We start from the raw sequence: 25,899 nt of genomic DNA on the forward strand, positions 1-25,899 counted from the left end.
TGTCATGTTGAAAGCAGCTGTTGTCGCGTTGTTGTTTGTGGGATCCAGCGCGGTGCTGGCCGATACGACCGTCGATGTCTCGAAGATCTACGGCAAGATCAAATTCGTCGACAGCTTCCCCGATTACAAGGTGAAGGTCGTGGACTCGTTTCCCGACCTCAAAGTGAAGAAAGTCGACTCGTTCCCGGACTCGGCCGGTAAATGGAAAACCGTCGACAGCTTTCCCGACTACAAAATCCAGATCGTTGATTCCTTCCCTGATTTCACCATCAAGTACGTCGATTCGTTCCCCGGTGTGAACTGAGTTCCACCCGACACTGCTGCCGCCTCGCGGCAGCACCACAATGAAGCACTTCCCCGCACCACACCCTGCCGTCTGTCCCCTCCTGGTGCGCCGTCCCTGCGCACAACCGCTCTAAACCGACCTTTTGCTGCCCGATCCCGACCGGGCACAGCCCTTGCAAAACACCCTTCAGTCGTTCGCATCTGCCAACCATAAAAAACTTTAACGTTCGTGGAGATCGCACAATGAAGCGTCGCAGTTTGATCAAGGCTTTCACACTCACGGCATCCATTGCCGCGATGGGCATGACCTGGACGGTACAGGCCGCCGAGACCATCAAGGTCGGGATTCTGCATTCGTTGTCCGGCACCATGGCGATCTCCGAAACATCGCTCAAAGACATGGCGTTGATGACCATCGACGAGATCAACGCCAAGGGCGGGGTGAACGGCAAGATGCTGGAACCGGTGGTAGTCGACCCGGCGTCGAACTGGCCGCTGTTCGCGGAGAAGGGCCGGCAGTTGCTGACTCAGGACAAGGTCGCGGTGGTGTTCGGTTGCTGGACCTCGGTGTCGCGCAAATCGGTGCTGCCGGTGTTCGAAGAACTCAATGGTCTGCTGTTCTACCCGGTGCAATACGAAGGCGAAGAGATGTCGCCGAACGTGTTCTACACCGGCGCCGCGCCGAACCAGCAAGCGATCCCGGCGGTTGAATACCTGATGAGCGAAGAAGGCGGCAGCGCCAAGCGCTACTTCCTGCTCGGCACCGACTACGTGTACCCGCGCACCACCAACAAGATCCTGCGTTCGTTCCTGCATTCCAAAGGCGTAGCCGACAAGGACATCGAAGAGGTCTACACCCCGTTCGGCCACAGCGACTATCAAACCATCGTCGCCAACATCAAAAAATTCTCGGCCGGCGGCAAGACCGCTGTGATCTCCACCGTCAACGGCGACTCCAACGTTCCGTTCTACAAGGAACTGGCCAACCAGGGCCTGAAGGCCACCGACGTACCGGTGGTGGCGTTCTCGGTGGGCGAAGAAGAACTGCGCGGCATCGACACCAAACCGCTGGTGGGCAACCTCGCGGCGTGGAACTACTTCGAGTCGGTGGAGAACCCGGTGAACAAGAAGTTCGTCGATGACTGGAAAGCCTACGCGAAGAAACACAACCTGCCGGGCGCCGACAAAGCCGTGACCAACGACCCGATGGAAGCCACTTACGTCGGCATCCACATGTGGGCGCAGGCGGCGGAGAAAGCCAAGTCCACCGACGTCGACAAGGTCCGCGAAGCCCTCGGCGGCCAGACCTTCGCCGCGCCGTCCGGCTACACCCTGACCATGGACAAGACCAACCACCACCTGCACAAACCGGTGATGATCGGCGAGATCCAGGCCGACGGTCAGTTCAACGTGGTGTGGCAGACCGAGGGGCCGATTCGTGCGCAGCCCTGGAGTCCGTTCATTCCGGGCAACGACAAGAAGCCGGAGTATGCGGTGAAGAGCAACTGAGTTAACCCGCTCAACCTGATCGTTCCCACGCTCTGCGTGGGAACGATCAATACAGGAAGGCCCGTTATGCCCACTGCCCTATACCGTTTGCTCCTGGCCCTCGCACTTTTGCTGCCGATAGCCGCCCACGCCAGCGACGCCGAAGACTTCGTCGCCGCCAACCCCGTGCAACAAGCCAAACTGCTGGAAGCCTGGGCCGCGCAGCCCGATCCGGCGCGTGTCGAACTGATCAACGCCCTGCAACAAGGCGAACTGACCGTCGACGGCCAACCCAAAACCCTGCGCCTGAACAACCGCCTGCGAGGTCTGATCGACACCGCACTGGCCAGCCACCAATTGCTCGCCGTCGACGCCAAAACCCGTCTGACTGCCGCGCAGCAATTGCAGAAAAGCGCCAAACCGGCGCAGCTGAAATTCCTCGACCAGCAACTGGCTGGCGAAAAAGACGAAAGCGTCCACGCCGCCCTGAGCCTGGCGCTGGCTAACCTGCAACTGGTCGACACCGACCCGGCAGTGCGCCTCGCGGCCGTGCGGCTGCTCGGTGAAACCGGCGACCCGTTGGCCCGCACTCGCCTCGAAGGTTTGCTCGAACCCGGCGTCGAGGCTGACGCCAATGTGCGCACCGCCGCCGAAACCAGCCTCGCCCAGGTCAAGCGCAAACTGCTGATCGGCGAACTGCTCGGCCAGGCCTTCAGCGGCATGTCCCTCGGTTCGATTCTGTTGCTCGCGGCGCTGGGGCTGGCGATCACCTTCGGCCTGCTGGGTGTAATCAACATGGCCCACGGCGAGATGCTGATGCTCGGTGCCTACTCGACCTACGTCGTGCAGTTGATGTTTCAGCGCTACGCACCGCAGGCCATCGAGTTCTATCCTTTGATCGCGCTGCCGGTGGCGTTCTTCGTTACCGCCGCCATCGGCATGGCACTGGAGCGCACGGTGATTCGCCATCTCTACGGCCGCCCACTGGAAACCCTGCTCGCCACCTGGGGCATCAGCCTGATGCTGATTCAGCTGGTGCGCCTGGTGTTCGGTGCACAGAACGTTGAAGTGGCGAACCCGGCATGGCTGTCCGGCGGGATTCAGGTGTTGCCGAATCTGGTGCTGCCGTACAACCGCATCGTGATCATCGCCTTCGCATTGTTCGTAGTGGTGCTGACCTGGCTGCTGCTGAACAAGACTCGCCTCGGTCTGAACGTGCGCGCCGTCACCCAGAACCGCAACATGGCCGCCTGCTGCGGCGTGCCGACCGGGCGTGTCGACATGCTCGCCTTCGGTCTCGGCTCGGGCATCGCCGGGCTCGGCGGCGTGGCGCTGAGCCAGATCGGCAACGTCGGCCCGGACCTCGGCCAGAGCTACATCATCGATTCGTTTCTGGTGGTGGTGCTCGGCGGCGTCGGCCAATTGGCCGGTAGCGTGTTCGCCGCGTTCGGCCTGGGCATCGCCAACAAGATTCTCGAGCCGCAGATCGGTGCTGTGCTCGGCAAGATTCTGATCCTCGCGCTGATCATTCTGTTCATCCAGAAACGTCCGCAAGGCCTCTTCGCACTGAAAGGACGGGTGATCGACTGATGAACCAGCCCCTGCTCGTTACGGCCACGCAAAAGGCCGGCCCCAAAGTTTCCCTCACTGTCGGTGCCGTTGTTCTCGCGTTGCTGATCGCCCTGCCGCTGCTGTCGCTGTTGTCGGCGGACAGTGCGCTGCACGTTTCGGCCTACACCCTGACGCTGGTCGGCAAGATTCTCTGCTACGCCATCGTCGCCCTGGCGCTGGATCTGGTCTGGGGCTACGCCGGTCTCTTGTCCCTCGGTCACGGCCTGTTCTTCGCCCTCGGCGGTTATGCGATGGGCATGTACCTGATGCGTCAGGCCGCCGGCGATGGCTTACCGGCGTTCATGACCTTTCTGTCGTGGAGCGAATTGCCGTGGTACTGGAGCGGCACCGGCAACTTCCTCTGGGCAATGTGCCTGGTGGTTTTGGCACCGGGATTGCTGGCGTTGGTATTCGGTTTTTTCGCCTTCCGCTCGCGGATCAAGGGCGTGTATTTCTCGATCATGACCCAGGCCTTGACCTTCGCCGGGATGCTGCTGTTTTTCCGCAACGAGACCGGGTTCGGCGGCAACAACGGCTTTACCAATTTCCGCACGATCCTCGGTTTCGGCATCACCGAACCCGGCACCCGCGCGGTGCTGTTTCTGGCGACGGTGTTGCTGCTGGTGGCGAGCCTGTTCATCGGCTGGCGGCTGGCGCGCAGCAAGTTCGGCCGGGTGCTGACCGCCCTGCGTGATGCAGAGAATCGCCTGATGTTCTGCGGCTACGACCCGCGCGGTTTCAAGCTGTTCGTCTGGGTGTTGAGCGCGGTGTTGTGCGGATTGGCCGGCGCGCTGTACGTGCCGCAAGTGGGGATCATCAACCCGAGCGAAATGTCGCCGACCAACTCGATCGAGGCCGCGGTGTGGGTGGCGCTTGGCGGGCGCGGCACCCTGATCGGCCCGCTGCTCGGCGCCGGCGTGGTCAACGGCATGAAGAGCTGGTTCACCGTGGCCTTCCCCGAATACTGGCTGTTCTTCCTCGGCGCGCTGTTCATCGTCGTGACGTTGTACCTGCCCAAAGGCGTGATCGGTCTGCTGAAGAAACGAGGTGAATCATGAGAGTCACGGCGAGCGCTGAATTCATGCTGGAACCGGCCTTTTTCCCGGTGGAGCCCAACAAGGACGAAGGCACCAGCCGCGACTCGATCGGCCTCGGACAACGCGTCGGTCCGGGCCTCGACACCCGTCACGGCACGATCCTGACCCTGGAAGACATCAGCGTCAGCTTCGACGGTTTCCGGGCGCTGAACGCTCTGAACCTGTACATCGGCGTCGGCGAACTGCGCTGCATCATCGGCCCCAACGGCGCGGGCAAGACCACGCTGATGGACGTGATCACCGGCAAGACCCGCCCGAGTCATGGCAAGGCGTGGTTCGGCGAAACCCTCGACCTGACGCAGATGAGCGAAGTGCAGATCGCCCAGGCCGGCATCGGTCGCAAGTTCCAGAAACCCACGGTGTTCGAAGCCCTGAGCGTGTTCGAGAACCTTGAGCTGGCGCAGAAAACCGACAAGTCGGTGTGGGCCAGTTTGCGGGCGAAGTTGAGCGGCGAGCAGAAAGACCGGATCAGCGAAGTGCTCGACACCATTCGCCTGACCACCTCGGTCAATCGCCCGGCGGGGCTGCTGTCCCACGGGCAGAAACAGTTTCTGGAAATCGGCATGTTGCTGATGCAGGACCCGCAACTGCTGCTGCTCGACGAACCGGTGGCGGGCATGACCGACGCCGAAACCGAATTCACCGCCGAGCTGTTCAAGTCGCTCGCGGGCAAGCATTCGCTGATGGTGGTGGAACACGACATGGGCTTCGTCGGCTCGATTGCCGACCACGTCACCGTGTTGCATCAGGGCAGCGTGCTGGCTGAAGGCTCGCTGGAACAGGTGCAGGACAACGAGCGCGTGATCGAAGTCTATCTCGGGCGCTGAAGAGGAATTCCAACATGCTGCAAGTCGACAAATTGCATCAGTACTACGGCGGTAGCCACATCCTGCGTGGCCTGAGCTTTGACGTGAAGGTCGGCGAAGTGACCTGCCTGCTCGGCCGTAACGGCGTGGGCAAGACCACGTTGCTCAAATGCCTGATGGGCCTGTTGCCGGCCAAGGAAGGCGCGGTGAACTGGGAAGGCAAACCGATCACCGCGTTCAAGCCGCATCAACGGGTGCACGCCGGGATCGCCTACGTGCCGCAGGGCCGGGAGATTTTCGGCCGACTGACCGTGGAAGAAAACCTGCTGATGGGCCTGTCGCGCTTCCCCGGCAGCGAAGCCAAAGAGGTTCCTGCGTTCATCTACGAACTGTTCCCGGTGCTGCTGCAAATGAAACAGCGGCGCGGCGGCGACCTGTCCGGCGGTCAGCAACAACAACTCGCCATCGGCCGAGCGTTGGCCAGCCGTCCGCGACTGTTGATCCTCGACGAACCCACCGAAGGCATCCAGCCGTCGGTGATCAAGGAAATCGGCGCGGTGATCAAAAAGCTCGCCGCCCGAGGCGACATGGCGATCCTGTTGGTGGAGCAGTTCTACGATTTCGCCGCCGAACTGGCCGATCAGTACCTGGTGATGTCCCGGGGCGAGATCGTGCAGCAGGGCCGTGGCGAAAATATGGAAGCCGAAGGTGTGCGCGGGCTGGTGACTATTTGACGTTACGGTCTAATCTGTAGCGTCCTAACGATAATCAGAAAACATGAACTTACCTTTAGCGACTGCCCTGTTTACCCCGAGCTGGCACGCCGAGCTTGAGCTGGCCTACGCCCGCTTCGGCGATTGCACGCGGCCGACCCGACGCCGACACCTCGGTCCGTTGCGGGTGCAAAAGCATCTGTATGCCGAAGGGCCCGAGGTCTGCCAGCACATCATCGTCCACCCGCCGGGCGGCATTGCCGGCGGTGACCGGCTCGACATCAGCGCCCGCGTCGAACAGGGCGCCTGGGCACAGATCACCAGCCCCGGCGCGGCCAAGTGGTATCGCGCGGCAGGCCCCGCTTATCAGTCGCTGGACCTGCACGTCGCCGCCGGCGCGACACTGGAATGGCTGCCGCAGGAAACCATCGTCTACAGCGCCGCCCAAGCGGAACTCACGACCTCGATCGACCTTGAAGGCGATGCACGACTGTTCTACTGGGACGTGGTGGCCCTCGGGCGCCCGGCCAGTGGTGAGCGTTTCGACCTCGGGCATTTCCAGGCGCATCTGGATATTCGCCGTGATGGCCGGCTGTTGTGGCATGAACGCCAGCGCATCGTCGGCAATGACGGCTTGCTTGATTCGCCGATCGGACTGGACGGTAATCCGGTGTTTGCGACGTTGCTGGTCACCGGTGAGATTGATGCCGAACTACTGGAGCGCTGCCGCTCGCTGGGCCATGAAGTGCGCGGGGATCTGACGCAATTGCCCGGACTTTTGGTCGCCCGTTGCCTGGCCAGTGAAGCGTTGCTCGCGCGGGCCTGGCTGATCGAACTCTGGCGATTGCTCAGGCCTGCGCTGCTTGGCCGCGAAGCCCTTCCTCCCCGAATCTGGAACACCTGATTTTCTTCAACTGCCGACAATGGATTTCAAACGATGGACCTGACCCCACGCGAAAAAGACAAGCTGCTGATCTTCACCGCCGGCCTCGTTGCCGAGCGGCGACTGGCCCGTGGCGTGAAGCTCAACTACCCGGAAGCCATGGCTTTCATCTCGGCGGCGCTGCTCGAGGGCGCCCGGGACGGCCAGACCGTGGCCGAGCTGATGCATTACGGCACCACCCTGCTGACCCGCGATCAGGTGATGGAAGGCATCCCGGAAATGATCCCGGAGATTCAGGTCGAAGCGACGTTCCCCGACGGCACCAAACTGGTCACCGTTCACCAACCGATCGTCTGAGGCCGCGCCATGACTTACACCATCCGCGATGCACTGCATGCCGACCTGCCGGCGATCCGCGACATCTACAACGACGCCGTGCTCAACACCACGGCGATCTGGAACGAATCCCCGGTCGACCTCGGCAACCGTCAGGCGTGGTTCAGCGCGCGCCAGGCCCAAGGCTATCCGATCCTGGTGATCGTCGACGCCGACAACACCACCCTCGGCTACGCTTCGTTCGGTGACTGGCGGCCGTTCGATGGTTTCCGTCACACGGTCGAGCACTCGGTCTACGTGCGCAGCGACCAGCGCGGCAACGGCCTCGGCCCGCAACTGATGACCGCGCTGATCGAACGTGCGAAAACCTGCGGCAAGCACGTCATGGTCGCCGCCATCGAAAGCGGCAACGCCGCGTCGATCCGCCTGCACGAACGCGCCGGGTTCATCAGCACCGGGCAGATGCCGCAGGTCGGCACCAAGTTCGGCCGCTGGCTCGACCTGACGTTCATGCAACTGACCCTCAACCCTGGCGCGGAGCCGCCGCTCGCCAACAAGGAGTGACACCGATGAACCCCGCCCAACTGCGACGCGTCAATGCTGAAAGTTTTGCGCACTATCGTCAGGGCCTGATCGACCTGCTGCTCGACGCCGTGGGGTATGGCGCCAGCGTCGGCTTCATGGCCGATCTGGATGCCACTCAGGCCCGCGCCTATTTCGATGAAGTGCAGGACAACCTGAACAAGGGCAACGTCTTGCTGTGGGTGGTGGTCAAGGACGAACAGGTGCAGGCCAGCGTGCAACTGGGCCTGTGCCAGAAGGCCAACGGTCTGAACCGCGCCGAAGTGCAGAAACTGCTGGTGCGCGAACAGGCCCGGCGGCGCGGCCTCGGTCAGCAGTTGATGGAAGCGCTGGAACTGACCGCTCGCCAGTACAAGCGCGGCATGCTCTACCTCGATACCGAGGCCGGCTCCCCCGCCGAAGATTTCTACAAGGCCCTGGGTTACACCCGCGCCGGGGAAATTCCCGATTACGCCTGCGACCCGAGCGGCACGTATCGCCCGACAGCCCTCTATTACAAGATCCTGCAAGGAGCCCACTGATGATTCCCGGCGAATACCGGATCCAGCCCGGCGACATCGAACTCAACGTCGGTCGTCGCACGATCAGCCTGAAAGTGGCAAACAGTGGCGACCGGCCGATCCAGGTCGGTTCGCACTACCACTTTTTCGAGACCAACGACGCCCTGACCTTCGACCGCGCCGCCAGCCGTGGCATGCGCCTGAACATCCCGGCGGGTACGGCCGTGCGTTTCGAGCCGGGCCAGAGCCGCGAAGTGGAACTGGTGGATTACGCCGGGCACCGGCGGGTGTTCGGGTTTGCCGGGCGGGTCATGGGTGACCTCTGAGTCCGCGTGTGTCGTTATTTTCCTGAAGGACGCTAGATGAAGATTTCCAGACAAGCCTACGCCGACATGTTCGGCCCCACCGTCGGCGACAAGGTGCGCCTGGCCGACACCGAGCTGTGGATCGAAGTCGAACAGGACTTCACCACCTACGGCGAAGAAGTGAAATTCGGCGGCGGCAAAGTGATCCGCGACGGCCAGGGCCAGAGCCAGTTGCTGGCGGCCGAAGTGGTCGACACTGTCATCACCAACGCGCTGATCATCGACCACTGGGGCATCGTCAAGGCTGACGTCGGCCTCAAGGACGGGCGCATCGCCGCCATCGGCAAGGCCGGCAACCCGGACGTCCAGCCCGGCGTGACCATCGCCATCGGCGCCAGCACCGAAGTGATTGCCGGCGAAGGCATGATCCTCACCGCCGGCGGCATCGACACGCACATCCACTTCATCTGCCCGCAGCAGATCGAAGAAGCACTGATGAGCGGCGTCACCACCATGATCGGCGGCGGCACGGGGCCGGCCACCGGCACCAATGCAACGACCTGCACTTCGGGACCGTGGCACCTGGCGCGGATGCTCCAGGCGGCCGATGCGTTCCCGATGAACATCGGCCTCACCGGCAAGGGCAACGCCAGCCTGCCGGAGCCATTGATCGAACAGGTCAAGGCCGGCGCCATTGGCCTCAAGCTGCACGAAGACTGGGGTACGACCCCGGCGAGCATCGACAACTGCCTGAGCGTCGCCGACCAGTACGACGTGCAGGTGGCGATCCACACCGACACCCTCAACGAATCCGGTTTCGTTGAAACCACCCTCGGCGCATTCAAGGGTCGGACCATCCACACCTATCACACCGAAGGTGCCGGCGGCGGTCACGCGCCGGACATCATCAAGGCCTGCGGTTTCGCCAACGTGCTGCCGAGTTCGACCAACCCGACCCGGCCGTTCACCCGCAACACCATCGACGAACACCTCGACATGCTGATGGTCTGCCACCACCTCGACCCGAGCATTGCCGAAGACGTGGCGTTCGCCGAAAGCCGTATCCGCCGCGAAACCATTGCCGCCGAAGACATCCTCCACGACCTCGGCGCGTTCTCGATGATCAGCTCCGACAGCCAGGCCATGGGCCGCGTCGGCGAAGTCATCACGCGCACCTGGCAGACCGCCGACAAGATGAAAAAGCAGCGCGGCCCGTTGCCTAAGGACGGCGAAGGCAACGACAACTTCCGCGCCAAACGCTACATCGCCAAGTACACCATCAACCCGGCGATCACCCATGGCATCAGCCACGAGGTAGGTTCGGTGGAAGTCGGCAAATGGGCGGATCTGGTGCTGTGGCGCCCGGCATTTTTCGGCGTGAAACCGACGCTGATCCTCAAGGGCGGCGCCATCGCCGCGAGCCTGATGGGCGACGCCAACGCGTCGATCCCGACCCCGCAACCGGTGCACTATCGCCCGATGTTCGCCAGTTACGGTGGCTCGTTGCATGCCACCAGTCTGACGTTCATCAGCCAGGCAGCGCAGGAATCCGGGCTGCCCGAAGCGTTGGGCCTGAAAAAGAAAATCGCCGTGGTCAAAGGCTGCCGCGACGTGCAGAAAACCGACCTGATCCACAACGATTACCTGCCGAACATCGACGTCGACCCGCAGACCTATCAGGTCAAGGCCGACGGCGTGTTGCTCTGGTGTGAGCCGGCCGAAACCCTGCCGATGGCGCAGCGTTACTTTCTGTTCTGATGTCTGGCCCCGGTCGTCGAGCCTCTCGACGACCGAGGCTGCCAGCGCTTCAGCGGTCTGAGGTGTCCATCAGATACCGCGAAGTGCCGGACCGCTCCCCCTCAAGCCCGACCGTCACCGGCTCGCCGGTTTCCAGGCGTGACAAGGCAATCAGTTGCTGGTTGCGCTCAATACTGCGTTCAACCTCGAGCATCTGCACCGCCTCCTGGTACGCCGCGCTGGTGACGTCTTCGTATTCATCCTCAAGTCGCTGCAATTTTTCATCCGAACTGCGCTTGAGCGCGCCGAGTTCATCCGGGTACTTCTCGGTCAGGTATTGCACCCAGTAATCACGGCTGATCAGTTCCTCATAAAACCCCTCGCCTTTTTCAGCCTTCACCACCGCAGCGCGAGCGGCTGCCAGATCCTCGCCCCTGAGCGGCCGGGCAAACCGCATGTGGCTGGGTTGCCCCGGCAGTTGCAGACCATCCTCCCAACCCGACGTCAGGCCGATTCGATACTGCAGGCGCACTTCCGCAGGATCGGCGTGACGGCCCATGCTGCGCGCCGCGAGTTTTTCCACCTCACCCAGGCGAAACAGTTGTCGCGACAGGTCGAGCAAGGCACGCCCTTTCGCCGCAAGACCTGGCTGCAGGTGTCGCAAGGCGTTGTACTCATACACTTTGACCTCGATTTCGCTGAGCGCCAGGGTTCGCCCGTCGACGCAGGTCGTGTGCGTGGTCGCCATGGAAAACAGCGTATCGCGCAGCTCCTGGCTGCCATCGGCCGCCTCGACGATTTCCCAGACCCGTCGGGTCAGGTCGGCGCGAAACACCCGGAATTCCTCGGTGTCCGGCATCCGCGACAGCAGATGGAAGAAGGCCTCGTTGTCGGGTTCGACTGCCAACCGCTGCCACATCGCCCGATAACGCACGGCGTCCTCCTGGGGGATGTTTTCAATCCACGGCGTCATTTGCTGCTCGAGAACCGTTTCGGTGAGTGCCGCAATGACCTCATCCGGCTCGGGATCGCTATCGGTGCCCGCGCCCTCCGCATCGCTTTCGGTGGTGCTGCCCAGATCGTCGATCATCCGGTCGATATCGGCATACGTCATGCCCAGCGCATCACGACGCCCATTCGCATCAGCGTACTCGCGCAGCCGAACGAGACTTTGCTGCGACATTTCGTAGTTTTCCGAAAGATTGCTGCCGGCAATCAGCGCAGCATGGCTGCCGTCATACAGCTGCGTTGGAATTGACGATATTTCGTTGTTGCTCAAGTCGATCGCCTGCAAGTGCGGGGCTTGCAATACTCCCTCTGGCCAGCCCGTGAGCAGGTTGTCGCGCAGATCCAGCCGCTCCAGCCGCCCGAGGCGAGCGACACTGAACGTGCGCAGGCTGTTATGGCTCAGATCCAGCCATTGCAATTGGGTCAACCCCTCAAGCGTTTGAGACAGCGCCGCAGAATCCGCAAGGCCGGTGAACGACAGTTCCAGTCGCGCCAGCTGACGCATTTGCCCGACAGGTTCGGGGAGAGCCGGCAAGTGGTTGCCGCTGAGATTGAGTCGGCGCACCTGCGTGAATGCCCTGAGGAACGCATTGGAGCCATCGGTGGAAAGCTTGACCCCCGCCAGGTTCAGGGTGCTCACCGCAGGAAACACGTCCGTCAGCTCGGGCAGATTGCCTACTTGCAGACCGTCGAGGTTCAGCTCGCGATCAGTGACGCCATTCCAGTCGACCGTACCGTCCCGCCAGCATTCGATGATGCGCTGCGCAGCAATCTGGCGGGTGCGCGACGACACGACCCAATCCATACCGCGGGTTTCGTGGGTGAACAACCAATCGTTGAGGCGCCGCGTCAGCGACTCGAATGTCTGTTCCCAAGCGTCGATTCGCGCACTGATCTGCACCTCGGTCAGCCCCGCGCCCTGCATCCGTTCGATGGCCTGTTGTGCCCGAGTGTTGTCGTACTGCGGGCGCAGGCGGCGTAAGCGCGCGCCCCATCCGGCCGGCCCTTCAACAGCAGGCAACCGTGGCGGCAACGGCAACAGGCGTCGCGCGATGACCGAACCGCTTTCGGTGGGCGGTGTACGGTGACGCGGTTCCTCCAGCGCAAAACGCTGCAACGATCCGGGGGCCAGGCCTCGGGCGCCTTCGATCCTCTGCCGCGCAGTAGCGAGAGCGGCTTTGGCTTGCGGGTTCAACGGGGTGCCGGTCAGGCTGGTATCCAGCAACAATGCATCACGCGTCAGCAGCGCATCCGGCAGCGAGGTCAACTGACTGTCACTGAGGTCCAGCCAGGTCAGTTCCGGAAGATCCTCGGCACCGGCCGGCCATTCGCGCAGGGCCGTCGAACTCAGGTCCAACGCCATCAGGCGATTCATGCCGCGCACGTCGACACGCTCCAGAGGGTTATCGTGCAGGTTCAGGGTTTCGAGCGCCGGCAGATCGCTCGGCTCCAGCGGCAGTTCGGTCAAGCCACAATGGCTCAGGTCGAGGGTATCGACCCCGCGGAAGGTGCGGATGAAACCGCGCAACTGTTCGACCGGGGCCTGCAACCCGGCCAGATGCAGGCTTCTGACGTGGCTGAAACCTTCAGCAGACAAGACCGGCAGACTGTCCACGGGAGAACCCAGAAGATCCAGCACCGACGGATCGGTGGGCAAACTGACGTACAGGTTGAAAAACACGCTTTCGGTGCGCGCGCCGTAGCGCTGGAACAAGCCACTGCGCCAATTGCTCCGCAAGGTTTCGGCGACTGCCGAGCGTGCGGCGCCGCCGTTGGCGATGGTCGGTTCGGAACCGACCCACTCCGTCAGCCGGTTGAGTTCGCTGAACTGTTCACTCAGGGCTTCGATGGCGACGAGCCGGCTCCCGGCATCTGTCCATTGCGTCTTGAAACCATTGCTCAGGACATCGAACAGGCTGGACTCCATGCCGACAAAACGCTTGAGCTCACCGCGACAGTAGTCGGCAACCATTTCGTCCAGATCGATCAGATGCCGAGGTTGACTGCGGACGAATTCGTAGATCGGTTTGAACACCCGGCGCGGGAACTTCGACCAGTCCAGCGACAGACCGGACAACAGTCGCTGATGACCTTCATAGATTTCCATCGGCAGCGCATTGATCGAGGTTGATCGCAGGTTCAGACGCTCCAGTCGTGGTAAATCCAGAACGCCGCGCGGCCATTGGTGCATTGGCGGGCTGCCGACTTCGAGCCTGCGCAGCTGGCGCATGCCGCTGACATCCAACTGCATCGGTATCACTGTGTTGATGCCGCCGCCCGTACAGTGCAGTTCCAGTTCCTCGAGCCGGATCAGTTCCCTGACCCTCGACGCCACCGCGCCCGTGATGGGTGTGGCCAGTTTCAGCCGGGTCATGTGCCGCAGTGTCTTCAACGTCGCGAGGACCTTGTCGAATTCCCCGACACCGGCGCTCATCACCAGTTTTTCAACATTGGGGAACGCTGCAAGCGTGTCACCCACTACCGGGGCACGCAATGTCAGTTCGCGCACATGAGAGAAATCCGCCGTCAATGACGGCAACGGAGCATCACTGATGATCGTGAGGCGCGCCGCTTGAGCGTTGTGTTCGGCCAACGGTGCGTTGCGCCAACAGTCCTTTATGTTTTGCACCACGCTGACGAATTCGTCGCGGGTACTGCGCAGGCGCAGGTTCTGCGACATCAGCCATTGATCAAGCGTTGTTTCCAGCTCTCGCCATTCGCTCATTCGATTGTTGAGCAGATGAAAGATCTGTTGGTCGGTCTTGCCCAGCCGCCATTGCTCAAGAATGAAGCCGCGGGCCTGGACGTCGGTCAGTCCCGGATAGACGTTCTGCACGTGCCCGGTCAACACCGAGTCCGGCCCCGGTCCATCGCCGCTGGCGGGATAGCCAAGCAGTTTGGGGGCAATGCGTTGCGGCGGCTTGAACCAAGGTTTCTCGACGGCACCTGCGCGAAGAATCTGTGCCGACTGACTGCGCTCGGCAAGCGCCCGATCCATGATCGCGCCTTGCAACTCGACACTCTGCCCGACATTCGGCAGCCCCAGCGCATGACGTGCCTGATCAGGCAAGGCGTGCATCAACGAGGCGAAAAAGTTGTCGCCCCTGAACGGAATGCTGTTGAGCGGCTCGCCTCGTTCATTGGCGGCTTGATAGGCGTCCCTGTACTTGACCAGATACTTGTGTTCGGCGGCCGTTTCGCTGCCGATGGCATCCAGCATCGGGCCGCTGATACTGCCCTCGCGGATTTCCAGACGCACGTCATTGGACCAGCCCGGTAGCCGTCCCAACGTCTGCAACGCGAGATGGCGGCTATCGGCAGAGGCCATGGTTTCACTGCGCAATCCGGCCAGGGCCCGGCTCAAGCGCCCTGCCTGGCCATACCAGCGACCAAGTTCCTGTAAATGCAAGGGGACCTTCGCTGCGCTGTCCAGCCGTGCCAGTTCCCCGGCATTGGCTTGCCCCAACACGGCTGCGGCCGCACGGTCGGTCAGGCCGGGGATCACTCGTTGCAGCTTTGCTGTCCGAGGCTCTACAGGCTCGGTTCCCTTGAGCAGGCTGTTGAATAACGCAGGCTGACGAGCGCTGGCGAAGTCGGCAATCTGTCTGGAGAACTCCTGCGCCCGTGCCGACCGAACGCGTGCAGGCTCGCCACCCAACAGGCGAATCGTCTCCGCTTCATCCAGCGCCGCGAGTATCCGGGTCGGCATCTGACCGTTCAACACCTCGGCCCGGCTGATCCGGATCGGCGCCTTGCCGCCGCGCTTCGTCCCGTAACTGCGCGCCTTCCCCGAGAGTTCAGGGCTGTCGTAGATCTTCAGCACTCGTCCGAACGGCCAGCGTGGCATGTCGGGAAGCAGCGCCAGCAGATGCAGAAAGCGACTGTCGATCGCCTGTGCACCAGCGGCCTGCCCGACGATCAGTCCGGCGTCACGCTCGGCGTTGAACAGGCGCATGGCGTCCGCCAGTTCCGGCGGCGGCAAGGCATTGTCCAGGTGCATCTTGCGCAAGGCGTTGTCGCTGACACCGGCGACATCGGCCAGCGTCAGCAATTGTTCGTCAGCGAAGGGCTCGGTGCTGTGGCCGATGCGCCGCAACAGCGTCAATCGATCCCAGTCCTGTGGGCGTTCCAGGGTATGCCGCCATGCGCCGGCGCCGTTGTGCGTCAGGGACGGCTGATAAGCCTGCGGATCGCTCGGATGCTGGATGCGCCAGGCCTTGAGCGATTCGTCATAAGCCTGCTGGTAGGTCTTGCCGTCGAGCCGGATGCAGGTTTTTTCTCCGGCCTCGTATTGCCCCAGCGCATTCGGCATCGCGTGCGGATCCAGCCTAACCGGACTCTCGTAGCCACTCAGGTCAGGCTTCCACAAACGGGTCGTGCCGTCGGGCAATTCCACCTGATGCAGGTTCTCGATGACCGGCACCGATCTGGCTGCCGTCAACCGAGCAACCCCCTTTCCCGCCCCCGCCATCAAGGCAATCAACGCGAGATTCTGCGCGACATCGATCAGATGGGCCTTGGCAGCCTTGCGATCACCTTCGCTCCACTCGATGGCGCCTTCAAAAGTTTCTTCGAACAGTTGCCCGGCCATCACTACCATCATCACTTCGCCCAGCACCGGCACGAACATCGAGACACCCATCAGCACCAGCATGCCAATGTTCAACAACGCGGCGAGCTTCTCCGAGCGTACCCTGGCGTCGACATCCGCCGTGGGCACGGCATGGCTGCGGGCATCGGCGATCAACCGCTCACGATGCTGCTCGAACTGGTAATTCCACAGGTCGACATTGTCCGACCAGATCCCGCCCCCCTTGCGAGACAGGTCAACCGGGTTCAGATACGGCTCAACATTCGGCACCTGCTCGACCGGCGGCGCAGGCGGCAATTCGCGGATCCCTGTCAGCGCGGCGTTGATCGGGTTGAGTGCCTTGAAAAACTCGTTGAGCAGCGGCTCGTAGGGCGCCAGTCTTTGCGTGAACGTGCGGTTCGGCGTGTCGTCGGTGAACTGGTCGAAGTAGCGCGGCCGGTCGGCATAGGCGACGAACTGACTGAAAAAGCGCTGGTAGGCATTCGGTTCGGCGGGATGAGTTTGAGTCGCGTCACGTGCGGTAAACCGCTGCTTGAACATTGCTGCTATTTCCCGCCCCTTGTAGCGTTTAAGCGGGTGGTAAGGATCACCCGGGATATACAGGATCGAGTCGTCGCTGTAGCGATACTTCTCGCAGATTGTGAACATCACGCAGCCAGTCATGCGCCGGCCCATCAGGCCCAGATCACGGAACCAGATCTGCCGACGGCCCTGACGCGGCGCCAGTTCGCCGTTGAGGATGGAGCGAATCGAGGCGTAGTCTTCGTGTCCGATATCACCTTTGACCAATGCCAGTTCGGCCGCCGCACGCAACGCGGCTTTATGCGCGGCGACGAATTTGTCGCGCAGCACGTGTTCGGCCACCGCGTCCTTGGGGCGCAGGAAATCCTTGAGGTAAGCCTGATATTTCGCCCCGATGTCTAGCGAGCGGCACAGACCGGTGAATTGCTCGACCGTCAGGGGCGAGTTCAATGGCACAAGCGTGCCGGGTGTCGAGGTTTCCCTGCGAAATCCCGAGGTTTCATGAAAGGCGCCACGTTTACATTCACGATCTTCGAAGTTGTGCAGGGCCGCTTGCAGCAATGGCAGTTTCAGGACTTCGAAGAAATCGATGTCGATGGCAAAAATCCCCATTTCCACCGGTTTGTTCAGCAGCAGCCAGGTCTTGTTGAGGTCCAGCGTCACGTTGAAGCGGTCCTTGAGGGCCTTGGTCAGCAACGGCGCGGCGAAGCTGTCGATGTCCTGGAAACCCGACATGGCCTTGTCCAGGCGAGCCTGGGCAGCGAGGCTGGCAGTCACGGCGTCGCCCACCGCCTTGCGCTGATCGCGCGAGGCGCGCCTGTACCAGTCGGGTGTGGCGTTATCGGCACTTTTCAGCCCTTCACGCTGCTGAACCGGTGCGTTGATCAACCAGTCGGGGCTGGCCTGCTGGAGGAAACCGGCGTGCAGACTTTGCGTTACAACCGGCCCGGGAGGCGGTGCAGCCTTATCTGGCGAAGGTGGGGTGAGAGGGATTTCGGGCATGATTCGCTCCTTGAAATGGAGCGAAAGCAGACCATGGCGAACCTCCGTGGCTGCGGTACATATGTCTCGCAGTACGGCGTCTTGTCAGCGGAAATGTCAGGCTCGAGCGGCGCTATCTTTCCCGCGCAAAGGGACTAATATTCGAACGCCCCGCCTTGAATTTCCAGGAACCCGGACATGCGTTTATCCGAATTCATCAGGCAACACGCGGATCACATCGTCGAGGAATGGGAGCAGTTCGCCCGTACGATCACGCCGGCGGCCGACAATATGGATCAGACGGCGCTGCGCGACCATGCCAAGGCCATCCTGCTGGCCGCCGCGCGGGACATGGACACCGCACAAACCGCCAGCGAGCAAATCGCCAAGGCCAAGGGCGAAGGCCCCGAGAAAACCCCGAGCCTGGACGAGGCCGGCGCCAGCCACGGTGAGTTGCGGCATACGGTGGGGTTCGACCTGGTGCAGATGACCTCGGAGTTCCGTCACCTGCGCGCCTGTGTGATTCGCTTGTGGGTCAATTCGCTGCAGTCGCCGGACATGGCATATTTTCAGGACATGATCCGCTTCAACGAAGCCATCGACGAAGCGCTGGCGGAATCCACGGCAGCCTACGCCGAGCAGGTCAACCGCTCGCGCGACATTTTCCTCGCCATCCTCGGTCACGACCTGCGCGCGCCGCTGCAAGCGGTCAGCATGTCGACCGAAGTGCTGATGCGCAAAACCACCCTGGAAGGCGATGCGCTGACCTGCGCGCTGAACATCAAACACGGTGCGCGACACATGGCGGCCATGGTCAGCGACCTGCTCGAACTGGTGCGCAGTCGCCTCGGCAAAAGCCTGCCGATCAACCCTGTCCCCATGGACCTGGCAGACGCCGCGCGCCGGGCGATCGCCGAAGCCTGCGCCGGGAATCCGGAATGCGATCCGACACTGACCATCAGCGGCGATACCCGGGGTGCCTGGGATGCCGGACGGATCGATCAGCTGTTACAGAACCTGATCGGCAACGCCTTGCAGCACGGCTCCGATCCCCGCGAGGTGAGCGTTGATCTGCGCGGCGACACCGACAACGTGTGCCTGAGCGTGCATAACGACGGCACGCCGATCCCCGAAGAGGCCATCGGCACGATTTTCGATCCGTTGGTACGCAGCGCCGACGAAGAACTCGGGCAGCCGTCGACCAGCCTCGGTCTGGGGCTGTTCATCGTCAAGGAAGTGGTGACCGCCCACGGCGGGACGATCGAAGTCAGTTCAAGCGAAGCCGACGGAACGCTGTTCAGCGTGACGCTGCCCAGACAGGTTTGAAGCGCTACTCAACCACCAGCCGCGCCAGACGCTGACGAAGCATCCGGTTCTCGGCGCGCAGTTCCTTCACTTCTTCCAGCAGGTCCAGCGCCAGGGCGACGCCTTCCCATTCCAGCTCCAGGTCGCGCCGCAGCTTGACGGCGCGTTTGGCCAAGGCCAGTTCGTAGTCGGTGAAGCGCCATTCCCGGGGCTGCGCGCCCTGAGGTTCGAGGATGCCGTGTTCGACGATTTCGATCACGTAGACGTCCGACAGGTCGGCCGCCTCACAGAATTCTGCCATGTCCAGTTGAACGATCAGGGGGCTGCTCATGATGGGCTACTCCGTCGCCGGGTTCAGAAGTTCTCTCGCGGGTTGAAGGCGGCTTTCTTCGCCAGTTCCTGCCACAGCGCCTTGACGTCATCGCCCGCAGCCTTCGGCATCACGGCCTTGAGCTGGACGAACAGATAACCGCGCTCGCCGGCCTTGTTCTGCAGACCATGGCCCTTGGCGCGCATGCGCTGGCCGTTCTGGCTGCCGGCCGGGACCTTGAGGTTGATCTTGCCGGTCAGGGTCGGCACGGCCACTTCGGCACCCAGCGCCAGTTCCCACGGTGCCAGCGGCAAGGTGATGATCAGGTTTTCGCCTTCGACATCGAATTTCGGGTGCGGCGCGAAACGGATGGTCAGGTACAGATCGCCATTGGCACCGCCACCGATGCCCGGTGCGCCCTGGCCCTTGAGGCGGATGCGCTCGCCGTCGGTCACGCCCGCCGGGATCTTCACGTTCAGGCTCTTGCTGGTGTTGCTGACGTGCTGGCCGGAACCGTTGTATTGCGGCACCTGGAAGCTGATTTTTTTCGATTCGTTCGAAAGCGTCTCTTCGAGAAAGATCGGCAGTTCCAGTTCCACGTCTTGCCCTCGCCGTCCGGCGCTGCGGGATTGCCGGCCTTCGCCGCCACCGAAACCGGGGCCGCGATTGCCGAAGATCGAACTGAAGAAGTCCGAGAAGTCACCGGTGTCGCCACCGCCGCCACCAAAGCCGCCACGGCTCTGCCAGCCCGGTGGGCCCTGGAACGGCTGACCGTGCTGGCCGTAGCGGCGCAGGTCATCGTATTCGGCGCGCTTGTCGGCGCTTTTCAGCGCTTCATAGGCTTCCGAGGCATCCTTGAACTTGGCCTCGGCGTCTTTTTCCTTGCTGACATCGGGGTGGTATTTGCGCGCAAGCTTGCGATAGGCCGCCTTGATTGCCTTGTCGTCAGCCGTCGGCTCCACGCCGAGTATCTTGTAATAGTCTTTGAAGTCCATTGAAGGAGTCACCATCCGTTATCGATTTCGCGCCGCCGTCAGCATGCGCCGATTCGCGCGTGCCAGGTTGACCGATCTCAAACTTGTGACCGGGTGGCGCAGCAGAAGTTTATCGGCAGTGGACGGCGGTTCTTGCGACCGCCGGTATGTCTGCCGGCCCATGCCAGCAAGTTTGGGGCAAAGCGGCGACTTTCAAGCAAGCTTAGTCGTGAAATAGCAGATGACTGGCCTTCGAATCTGTCGCGCACTGGCATACACTGCGCGGCCGTTTTTTTGACCGGAACCGAAAGACCATGAAAGACGCCTCTCCAGCCCGTGCCTGCGGCATCGACTTCGGCACGTCCAACTCCACCGTCGGCTGGCTGCGCCCCGGCATGGAAACGATGATCGCGCTGGAAGACGACAAGATCACCCTGCCGTCGGTGGTCTTCTTCAACATCGAGGAGCGCCGCCCGGTTTACGGTCGCCTGGCGCTGCACGAGTACCTGGAAGGCTACGAAGGCCGGCTGATGCGCTCGCTCAAGAGCCTGCTCGGTTCCAAGCTGATCAAGCACGACACCAGCGTCCTCGGCACCGCGATGCCGTTCAAGGACTTGCTCGGGCTGTTCATCGGCCAGCTCAAGAACCGCGCCGAAGCGGCCGCCGGTCGTGAGTTCGAGCAGGTGGTGCTGGGACGTCCGGTGTTCTTCGTCGACGACGATCCGCTGGCCGACCAGGAAGCCGAAGACACCCTGGTGGAAGTGGCGCGCAAGCTCGGCTTCAAGGACGTGTCGTTCCAGTACGAGCCGATCGCTGCGGCCTTCGACTACGAGTCGACCATCGAAAAGGAAGAGCTGGTACTGATCGTCGACATCGGCGGTGGTACGTCGGACTTCTCGCTGGTGCGCCTGTCGCCCGAGCGTCGGGGCATGGATAACCGTCACGACGACATCCTCGCCACCGGCGGCGTGCACATCGGCGGGACCGATTTCGACAAGCAACTGAGCCTGCAAGGCCTGATGCCGCTGTTCGGCTACGGCAGCCGCATGAAGAGCGGCGCGTTCATGCCGACCAGTCACCACATGAACCTGGCGACCTGGCACACCATCAACTCGGTGTACTCGCAGAAATCGACCCTGGCCCTGGGCAGCATGCGTTATGACATCGAGGACACCGGCGGCATCGACCGTCTGTTCAAGCTGATCGAACAGCGCGCCGGGCACTGGCTGGCGATGGAAGTGGAAGAAACCAAGATCCAGCTGACCCACAACGACAGCCGCCACGTGCCGCTGGACCGGATCGAATCCGGGCTGAGCGTCGAGCTGACCCGGGCCTTGTTCGAATCGGCGATCGATACGCAGCTGGAGCGCGTGCGCGGCAGCGTCACGCAATTGCTGGCGGACGCCAATGTGGCGGTGGGTCAGGTCGATACGGTGTTCTTCACCGGTGGTTCCAGCGGTATCCCGGCGCTGCGCAACAGCGTCTCGGCGATGCTGCCGAACGCGCGGCATGTGGAAGGCAATATCTTCGGCAGCATCGGCAGCGGCCTGGCGATTGAAGCCATGAAACGCTATGGCTCGATGAACTGACACTGCACTGATGATCGTTCCCACGCAGACGGTTCGACGTGGGAGCGATCAAATCGCTTAAACCATCCCGCCCAGCTTCAACTCACTCTTCAGATACGCGTAATAAATCGGCCCCGCCACCACCCCCGGCAGGCCGAACGCGGCCTCGAACACCAGCATCGCCAGCAGCAACTCCCAGGACTTGGCACTGATCTGCCCGCCGACGATGCGCGCGTTGAGGAAGTATTCGAGCTTGTGGATAAAGATCAGGTAGCCCAGCGCGGCAATCGCCACCCAGATCGACAGCGACAGGCCGACGATAGTGATCAGCGTGTTCGACATCAGGTTGCCGATCACCGGCAGCAAGCCGAGCAGGAACGTCAGCACGATCAGGGTCTTGGTCAGTGGCAGCTTGATCCCGAACAGCGGCAGGATCACCGCCAGGAAGATCCCGGTGAAGAAGGTGTTGAGCAGGGAAATCTTGATCTGCGCAAAAACGATATTGCGAAACGCCTGAACCAGCAGGTGCAGACGATCGAACAATGCGGCCGCCAGCGGCTTGCGCTTGGTGACGTCCGGTACGCGCTGCAGCGCGATGATCGCGCCGAGCACCATACCGATCAGCAGGGTCACGAACATGTGCGCCGCGTCCTTGCCCACCAGTTGCAGGTCGGACAAGTGCTTGCTCAGCCATTCACCGATGGCCACGCGAAACTCCGCGGCACTGGCCGGCAGATACGCATCGACAAACGGCGGCAGTTGCCCGCGCGCACGATCGACCACGCCCATGAATTTGTCGAGGGAAGCCCCGGGATTTTCCGCCTCGTGCAGCAGGAAACTGATGGCCCCGGCAAAGATCAGCGCCAGCACACTCACCACCAGCGTGCCCAGCAACGCCACCGCCAGCCAGCGCGCGCGGCGGCCTTCGATCAGCCGTTGCAGTTGTGGGGTGAGCATGTTGACCAGCTCGAACACCAGCAGACCGGCCAACAGACTGGGCAACAAGCGCAGCGGCAGCACCAGCAGCAAACCGCCGAAAATGATGATGCAACTGACCCAGAACACAACATGACGCTCAGAAAACGTTGGCATACAGCCTCAAAACGAACGGCGTAAAAGGATTGGCAGTCTGCCAGCGATCCAGCGCCGAAGCGAGCGGATGCCCTGCCGCTCGCTGCGATCTGTCGATCTTATTTTTTCTTCAGGCAATCACTCATGAAGGTTTTGCGCGCATCGCCGGTCAGGGCCTTGGTCTTGGCGTCGGCATTACAGGTTTTCATCTTTTCCTGCTGCGGGGTCAGGGTCTTGGCGTCGTTGGCCGCCGGCGCTGCCTTCAGGCAAGTGCTCATGAAGGTCTTGCGCTCATCGCCTTTCAGGCTCTTGGCCGTGGCGTCGGCGTTGCAAGTGGTCATCTTGTTCTGTTGCGCCGTGGCGGCAAAACCCTGGGAGCACAGCAGCAGACCGATCATCAACAAAGGGACACGCAACATCTTCATGGAGTTTTCTCCTTGTTGCCGCATCGATGGAGGCGGCCTCCGGCTGAGTGTAGTCAAAGCTTGTTACACCTTCCTAGTCTCCAGATGGCTACGCCGGTATTGTTCCGGCGTACATCCGGCCTGCCGGGCAAACATGGCGATGAACGCCGAGCCGCTGCTGTAGCCGAGATCGAAGGCGATTTCCTGCACACTGCGCGTACTTTCCAGCGCCTCGATGGCCGCGAGATAGCGCAGCCGCTGGCGCCATTCGCCGAAACTCATCCCCAACTCCCGCACGAATTGCCGGGCCAGGGTGCGCTCGCTGACATGCACCTGCGCCGCCCAGTGCGCCAGCGGTTCATTGTTGCCGGGCTCGGCCTGCAGGGTTTCGAGGATCGTCAGCAACCCGGGACTGCTGGCGTATGGCAGATAACACTGATGAACCGGCGCCTGCCGCAACTGATCGACCAGCACCTGGGCCAGGCGCTGGTCGGCATCGAACGCGGGGATCTTCACATCCCGGGCGGCGAAGTCCTTGAGGATTGCCTTGAGAATGTCGCTGATCGCCAGGGTGCAAGCCTGCGCCGGCAAATCCGCGCACACCTCGGGCGCCAGGCACACCGCCCGATAATTGACCGGCTGATGACTGTAGAAACTGTGCTCGACCTGTGGCGGCACCCACACCGCGTACTGCGGCGGCGACATGAAACGGCTGCCGTCGACATCCATGTGCAGCACGCCGTGGGCCGCGTATTCCAGCGTGCCCCACGGATGGCGGTGCGGCGCGGCGTATTCGTGGGCGTTGAAGTCGGCATAGCGGAAATACACCGCCGACGGCAGTTCGCTGAAATCCAGCAGATCGATGTGTTTACTGTTCATGCTGTCCGGAATCAGAGGCAGGTTGTCCGGTTCGCAGTATAGGCCTGCATCCAGACAGGGGATAATCACCGTTCATCAACGTACTGGTTTCTCCTCCCATGCAATACGCGTTTCCCCTGCTGGCGATTTTCATCTGGGCCGGCAACACCGTGATCAACAAGCTGGCTGTCGGTGCGATCTTCCCCGCCGAAATCGGCTTCTACCGCTGGCTGCTGGCCGGTTTGCTGTTTACCCCGTTCATGCTCAGGAAGGTGATTGCGCATTGGCCGCAGATCCGCCCGAACCTGGGCAAGATTTTTATCCTCGGCGTGCTCGGCATGGCGGTCTACCAGAGCCTGGCCTACTTCGCCGCGACCATGACCACCGCCACCAACATGGGCATCATCCTGTCGCTGATGCCGTTGATGTCGCTGGCGATGGCAATCATCAGCCTCGGCCAGCGCCTCACCGCCGGCGCGCTGGTCGGTGCGGTGCTGTCATTCGCCGGTGTGCTGGTGGTGGTGTCGTCCGGCAGCCTCGGCGCTTTGCTGCAACACGGGGTGAACCTGGGTGACGCGATGATGCTGATCGCTACCCTCGCCTACGCGATCTACAGCACCCTGCTGAAAAAATGGCAGCTGCGCCTGCCGCCACTGGTGTTGCTGTACTTGCAGGTGCTGGTGGCGGTGGTGGTGCTGTTTCCGCTGTACGCCGTGTCGCCGAAAACCGGCCTGACCCTGCAGAACATTCCGCTGGTGCTGTACGCGTGCCTGCTGGCCTCGATGCTCGCGCCGCTGGCGTGGATGCAGGCTGTGCAGCGTCTGGGGCCGAGTCGGACCACGCTGTTCTTCAACCTGCTGCCGTTGATCACCGCGCTGATTGCCGCGGTGGTGTTGAAGGAACAACTGGCGATGTATCACCTGGTAGGCGGTTTGCTGACCTTGGGCGGGGTGATTCTTTCCGAGCGCTGGACGACCGTCCTCGGCCGCTCCCGCACCCCGAGCGCCGCCTAGACCCCGGCGGCTTTCAACCGCGCCGCGTGCTCGACGAACAGCCGCACCGGGTCCGCCCCTTTGCCGACCAGTCCCAGCGACTGGTTGACGATGTCGAAGTGATCCATCGGGTAGTCATCACCGATGACCGTGCCCAGGTGCGAGCTGTAGCGTCCGACCATGCCGTCGCACTGCCCCGGCTCGCGCACGAAGGTCTTGGCAAACAACCGGCAACTGCGATTGGTACCGTCGAACAGGTTGCCGCCACGGTCGGTCTTGCCCGGCTGCAAGGTGCCGGACCACGAGTAATAACGCACGCCGTTGACCTCTTCCGCCCCGTGCCCGCCCCAGGTTTCCGGCAAGCCCTGTGGATAACGCTGGTTGAACAGCGCCACGCCTTCGGTGGTCAGGGAATGGTGTGAGGCGTGGATATCCACCGGCAGTTTCGGCCCGTGGTAACCGGTTTCCATGAGTGCCATCAACCAGCCGACAAAACGCAGCAGCGCCTCAAGAATGCGGCCCCGGGCACTGTCTGCCGGATAGTGTTTCGCCAGATAGTCGGCCAGTTCCGAACCGTGATTGGGTCCGGCCACCGACGTCACCGACGCCACCAGATCCGGGCGCTTCGCCGCCGCGTAACGCGCCGTCAGCGAGCCCTGGCTATGGCCGAACAGATTGACCCTGGCGGCGCCGGTCTCGCGCAGGATTTCATCGATGCGCGCCAGCAACTGCTCGCCGCGCACCTCGGTGGAATTGAGCGGCGACACCTGCACCGCAATCACCGTCGCCCCACCCCGGCGCAACGCGGCGATGATCCCGTACCAGTACGGGTACAGCACCAACCGGATAAACCCGAGCATTCCCGGCACCAGCACCAGTGGATAACGTGTGGCCGAATCCTGCGACATGGGCAGACATCCCTGTGGTCGGTGGGTGGATGCATGACGTGCAAAACGCCCGCCAAGCATCCTC

Annotated in this window: 22 protein-coding genes; 15 read left to right on the plus strand and 7 right to left on the minus strand. The window is 62.2% G+C overall.

Annotation, left to right across the window (positions count from 1 at the left end; translation table 11 throughout):
- Nucleotides 1–4: 4 nt before the first annotated feature.
- The 12 genes from AC1RMX_RS07195 (at nucleotide 5) to ureC (ending at nucleotide 10,364) form a co-directional block, all read left to right on the plus strand.
- Entirely contained in the window at nucleotides 5–304 is a 300-nt protein-coding gene (locus AC1RMX_RS07195) for a 7(1) septoil knot domain-containing protein (protein WP_096819766.1), read from the plus strand.
- Nucleotides 305–528: 224 nt separating this feature from the next.
- A complete protein-coding gene (urtA, locus tag AC1RMX_RS07200; RefSeq protein ID WP_102620102.1) occupies nucleotides 529–1,794 on the plus strand; it encodes an urea ABC transporter substrate-binding protein in 1,266 nt (421 codons plus the stop codon).
- Nucleotides 1,795–1,860: 66 nt separating this feature from the next.
- A complete protein-coding gene (gene urtB, locus AC1RMX_RS07205; protein ID WP_096819768.1) occupies nucleotides 1,861–3,363 on the plus strand; it encodes an urea ABC transporter permease subunit UrtB in 1,503 nt (500 codons plus the stop codon).
- A complete protein-coding gene (gene urtC / locus AC1RMX_RS07210) occupies nucleotides 3,363–4,442 on the plus strand; it encodes an urea ABC transporter permease subunit UrtC (protein WP_493071270.1) in 1,080 nt (359 codons plus the stop codon). The genes urtB and urtC overlap by 1 nt, the downstream gene beginning before the upstream one ends.
- Entirely contained in the window at nucleotides 4,439–5,308 is an 870-nt protein-coding gene (urtD, locus tag AC1RMX_RS07215; RefSeq protein WP_085711202.1) for an urea ABC transporter ATP-binding protein UrtD, read from the plus strand. The genes urtC and urtD overlap by 4 nt, the downstream gene beginning before the upstream one ends.
- Nucleotides 5,309–5,322: 14 nt before the next feature.
- A complete protein-coding gene (gene urtE / locus AC1RMX_RS07220; RefSeq protein WP_096819770.1) occupies nucleotides 5,323–6,021 on the plus strand; it encodes an urea ABC transporter ATP-binding subunit UrtE in 699 nt (232 codons plus the stop codon).
- A 43-nt stretch (nucleotides 6,022–6,064) separates the two neighbouring features.
- A complete protein-coding gene (locus tag AC1RMX_RS07225; protein WP_493071272.1) occupies nucleotides 6,065–6,904 on the plus strand; it encodes an urease accessory protein UreD in 840 nt (279 codons plus the stop codon).
- Between the two features lie 33 nt (nucleotides 6,905–6,937).
- The gene (ureA, locus tag AC1RMX_RS07230) at nucleotides 6,938–7,240 is read left to right on the plus strand and encodes an urease subunit gamma (RefSeq protein ID WP_007950602.1); all 303 of its coding nucleotides are present in this window, start codon (nucleotides 6,938–6,940) and stop codon (nucleotides 7,238–7,240) included.
- Nucleotides 7,241–7,249: 9 nt separating this feature from the next.
- The gene (locus tag AC1RMX_RS07235) at nucleotides 7,250–7,783 is read left to right on the plus strand and encodes a GNAT family N-acetyltransferase (protein WP_096819772.1); all 534 of its coding nucleotides are present in this window, start codon (nucleotides 7,250–7,252) and stop codon (nucleotides 7,781–7,783) included.
- Between the two features lie 5 nt (nucleotides 7,784–7,788).
- Nucleotides 7,789–8,322: a GNAT family N-acetyltransferase gene (locus tag AC1RMX_RS07240; RefSeq protein WP_096819773.1), complete on the plus strand. Its 534-nt coding sequence runs from the start codon at nucleotides 7,789–7,791 to the stop codon at nucleotides 8,320–8,322.
- A complete protein-coding gene (locus tag AC1RMX_RS07245) occupies nucleotides 8,322–8,627 on the plus strand; it encodes an urease subunit beta (protein WP_096819774.1) in 306 nt (101 codons plus the stop codon). Before AC1RMX_RS07240 ends, AC1RMX_RS07245 begins: the two co-directional genes overlap by 1 nt.
- Before the next feature lie 36 nt (nucleotides 8,628–8,663).
- Nucleotides 8,664–10,364, plus strand: a complete 1,701-nt coding sequence (gene ureC / locus AC1RMX_RS07250; protein WP_096819775.1) for an urease subunit alpha — start codon at nucleotides 8,664–8,666, stop codon at nucleotides 10,362–10,364.
- A 49-nt stretch (nucleotides 10,365–10,413) separates the two neighbouring features.
- Here ureC and AC1RMX_RS07255 read toward each other — a convergent pair whose 3' ends face one another.
- Nucleotides 10,414–17,466, minus strand: coding sequence for an NEL-type E3 ubiquitin ligase domain-containing protein (locus AC1RMX_RS07255; protein WP_493071276.1), 7,053 nt, complete (start codon nucleotides 17,464–17,466; stop codon nucleotides 10,414–10,416).
- A 177-nt stretch (nucleotides 17,467–17,643) separates the two neighbouring features.
- Between AC1RMX_RS07255 and AC1RMX_RS07260 the strand changes: the two genes are divergently transcribed.
- A complete protein-coding gene (locus AC1RMX_RS07260) occupies nucleotides 17,644–18,771 on the plus strand; it encodes a sensor histidine kinase (RefSeq protein ID WP_493071278.1) in 1,128 nt (375 codons plus the stop codon).
- A 4-nt stretch (nucleotides 18,772–18,775) separates the two neighbouring features.
- Here AC1RMX_RS07260 and AC1RMX_RS07265 read toward each other — a convergent pair whose 3' ends face one another.
- Nucleotides 18,776–19,081, minus strand: a complete 306-nt coding sequence (locus tag AC1RMX_RS07265; protein ID WP_096819778.1) for a chaperone modulator CbpM — start codon at nucleotides 19,079–19,081, stop codon at nucleotides 18,776–18,778.
- Between the two features lie 23 nt (nucleotides 19,082–19,104).
- A complete protein-coding gene (locus AC1RMX_RS07270) occupies nucleotides 19,105–20,055 on the minus strand; it encodes a DnaJ C-terminal domain-containing protein (protein WP_096819779.1) in 951 nt (316 codons plus the stop codon).
- A gap of 293 nt (nucleotides 20,056–20,348) precedes the next feature.
- Between AC1RMX_RS07270 and AC1RMX_RS07275 the strand changes: the two genes are divergently transcribed.
- The gene (locus AC1RMX_RS07275) at nucleotides 20,349–21,623 is read left to right on the plus strand and encodes an Hsp70 family protein (RefSeq protein ID WP_102620112.1); all 1,275 of its coding nucleotides are present in this window, start codon (nucleotides 20,349–20,351) and stop codon (nucleotides 21,621–21,623) included.
- A gap of 57 nt (nucleotides 21,624–21,680) precedes the next feature.
- On the opposite strand, the gene AC1RMX_RS07280 is transcribed toward AC1RMX_RS07275, so the two are convergent.
- The 3 genes from AC1RMX_RS07280 to AC1RMX_RS07290 form a co-directional block, all read right to left on the minus strand.
- Nucleotides 21,681–22,694 carry an AI-2E family transporter gene (locus AC1RMX_RS07280; protein WP_096819781.1) on the minus strand — a complete coding sequence of 338 codons (1,014 nt, stop codon included), beginning with the start codon at nucleotides 22,692–22,694 and terminating at the stop codon, nucleotides 21,681–21,683.
- Nucleotides 22,695–22,792: 98 nt separating this feature from the next.
- Nucleotides 22,793–23,098: a PsiF family protein gene (locus tag AC1RMX_RS07285; protein WP_025111807.1), complete on the minus strand. Its 306-nt coding sequence runs from the start codon at nucleotides 23,096–23,098 to the stop codon at nucleotides 22,793–22,795.
- A 63-nt stretch (nucleotides 23,099–23,161) separates the two neighbouring features.
- The gene (locus AC1RMX_RS07290; protein WP_096819782.1) at nucleotides 23,162–23,956 is read right to left on the minus strand and encodes an AraC family transcriptional regulator; all 795 of its coding nucleotides are present in this window, start codon (nucleotides 23,954–23,956) and stop codon (nucleotides 23,162–23,164) included.
- Between the two features lie 98 nt (nucleotides 23,957–24,054).
- Between AC1RMX_RS07290 and AC1RMX_RS07295 the strand changes: the two genes are divergently transcribed.
- Nucleotides 24,055–24,948: a DMT family transporter gene (locus AC1RMX_RS07295; RefSeq protein ID WP_096819783.1), complete on the plus strand. Its 894-nt coding sequence runs from the start codon at nucleotides 24,055–24,057 to the stop codon at nucleotides 24,946–24,948.
- On the opposite strand, the gene AC1RMX_RS07300 is transcribed toward AC1RMX_RS07295, so the two are convergent.
- Complete coding sequence (locus AC1RMX_RS07300) at nucleotides 24,945–25,835, minus strand: alpha/beta fold hydrolase (RefSeq protein ID WP_493071282.1); 891 nt, start codon at nucleotides 25,833–25,835, stop codon at nucleotides 24,945–24,947. The two genes, AC1RMX_RS07295 and AC1RMX_RS07300, sit on opposite strands and share 4 nt — an antisense overlap.
- Between the last annotated feature and the right edge of the window lie 64 nt (nucleotides 25,836–25,899).

It is taken from the genome of Pseudomonas sp. GW822-FHT03F04 (genome assembly GCF_058801405.1).

Excerpts from the sequence above, each read along its gene's own strand:
- AC1RMX_RS07195 (WP_096819766.1), top strand. The coding sequence starts at position 5 with ATGTTGAAAGCAGCTGTTGTCGCGTTGTTGTTTGTGGGATCCAGCGCG.
- urtA (WP_102620102.1), top strand. The coding sequence starts at position 529 with ATGAAGCGTCGCAGTTTGATCAAGGCTTTCACACTCACGGCATCCATT.
- urtB (WP_096819768.1), top strand. The coding sequence starts at position 1,861 with ATGCCCACTGCCCTATACCGTTTGCTCCTGGCCCTCGCACTTTTGCTG.
- urtC (WP_493071270.1), top strand. The coding sequence starts at position 3,363 with ATGAACCAGCCCCTGCTCGTTACGGCCACGCAAAAGGCCGGCCCCAAA.
- urtD (WP_085711202.1), top strand. The coding sequence starts at position 4,439 with ATGAGAGTCACGGCGAGCGCTGAATTCATGCTGGAACCGGCCTTTTTC.
- urtE (WP_096819770.1), top strand. The coding sequence starts at position 5,323 with ATGCTGCAAGTCGACAAATTGCATCAGTACTACGGCGGTAGCCACATC.
- AC1RMX_RS07225 (WP_493071272.1), top strand. The coding sequence starts at position 6,065 with ATGAACTTACCTTTAGCGACTGCCCTGTTTACCCCGAGCTGGCACGCC.
- ureA (WP_007950602.1), top strand. The coding sequence starts at position 6,938 with ATGGACCTGACCCCACGCGAAAAAGACAAGCTGCTGATCTTCACCGCC.
- AC1RMX_RS07235 (WP_096819772.1), top strand. The coding sequence starts at position 7,250 with ATGACTTACACCATCCGCGATGCACTGCATGCCGACCTGCCGGCGATC.
- AC1RMX_RS07240 (WP_096819773.1), top strand. The coding sequence starts at position 7,789 with ATGAACCCCGCCCAACTGCGACGCGTCAATGCTGAAAGTTTTGCGCAC.
- AC1RMX_RS07245 (WP_096819774.1), top strand. The coding sequence starts at position 8,322 with ATGATTCCCGGCGAATACCGGATCCAGCCCGGCGACATCGAACTCAAC.
- ureC (WP_096819775.1), top strand. The coding sequence starts at position 8,664 with ATGAAGATTTCCAGACAAGCCTACGCCGACATGTTCGGCCCCACCGTC.
- AC1RMX_RS07255 (WP_493071276.1), bottom strand. The coding sequence starts at position 17,466 with ATGCCCGAAATCCCTCTCACCCCACCTTCGCCAGATAAGGCTGCACCG.
- AC1RMX_RS07260 (WP_493071278.1), top strand. The coding sequence starts at position 17,644 with ATGCGTTTATCCGAATTCATCAGGCAACACGCGGATCACATCGTCGAG.
- AC1RMX_RS07265 (WP_096819778.1), bottom strand. The coding sequence starts at position 19,081 with ATGAGCAGCCCCCTGATCGTTCAACTGGACATGGCAGAATTCTGTGAG.
- AC1RMX_RS07270 (WP_096819779.1), bottom strand. The coding sequence starts at position 20,055 with ATGGACTTCAAAGACTATTACAAGATACTCGGCGTGGAGCCGACGGCT.
- AC1RMX_RS07275 (WP_102620112.1), top strand. The coding sequence starts at position 20,349 with ATGAAAGACGCCTCTCCAGCCCGTGCCTGCGGCATCGACTTCGGCACG.
- AC1RMX_RS07280 (WP_096819781.1), bottom strand. The coding sequence starts at position 22,694 with ATGCCAACGTTTTCTGAGCGTCATGTTGTGTTCTGGGTCAGTTGCATC.
- AC1RMX_RS07285 (WP_025111807.1), bottom strand. The coding sequence starts at position 23,098 with ATGAAGATGTTGCGTGTCCCTTTGTTGATGATCGGTCTGCTGCTGTGC.
- AC1RMX_RS07290 (WP_096819782.1), bottom strand. The coding sequence starts at position 23,956 with ATGAACAGTAAACACATCGATCTGCTGGATTTCAGCGAACTGCCGTCG.
- AC1RMX_RS07295 (WP_096819783.1), top strand. The coding sequence starts at position 24,055 with ATGCAATACGCGTTTCCCCTGCTGGCGATTTTCATCTGGGCCGGCAAC.
- AC1RMX_RS07300 (WP_493071282.1), bottom strand. The coding sequence starts at position 25,835 with ATGTCGCAGGATTCGGCCACACGTTATCCACTGGTGCTGGTGCCGGGA.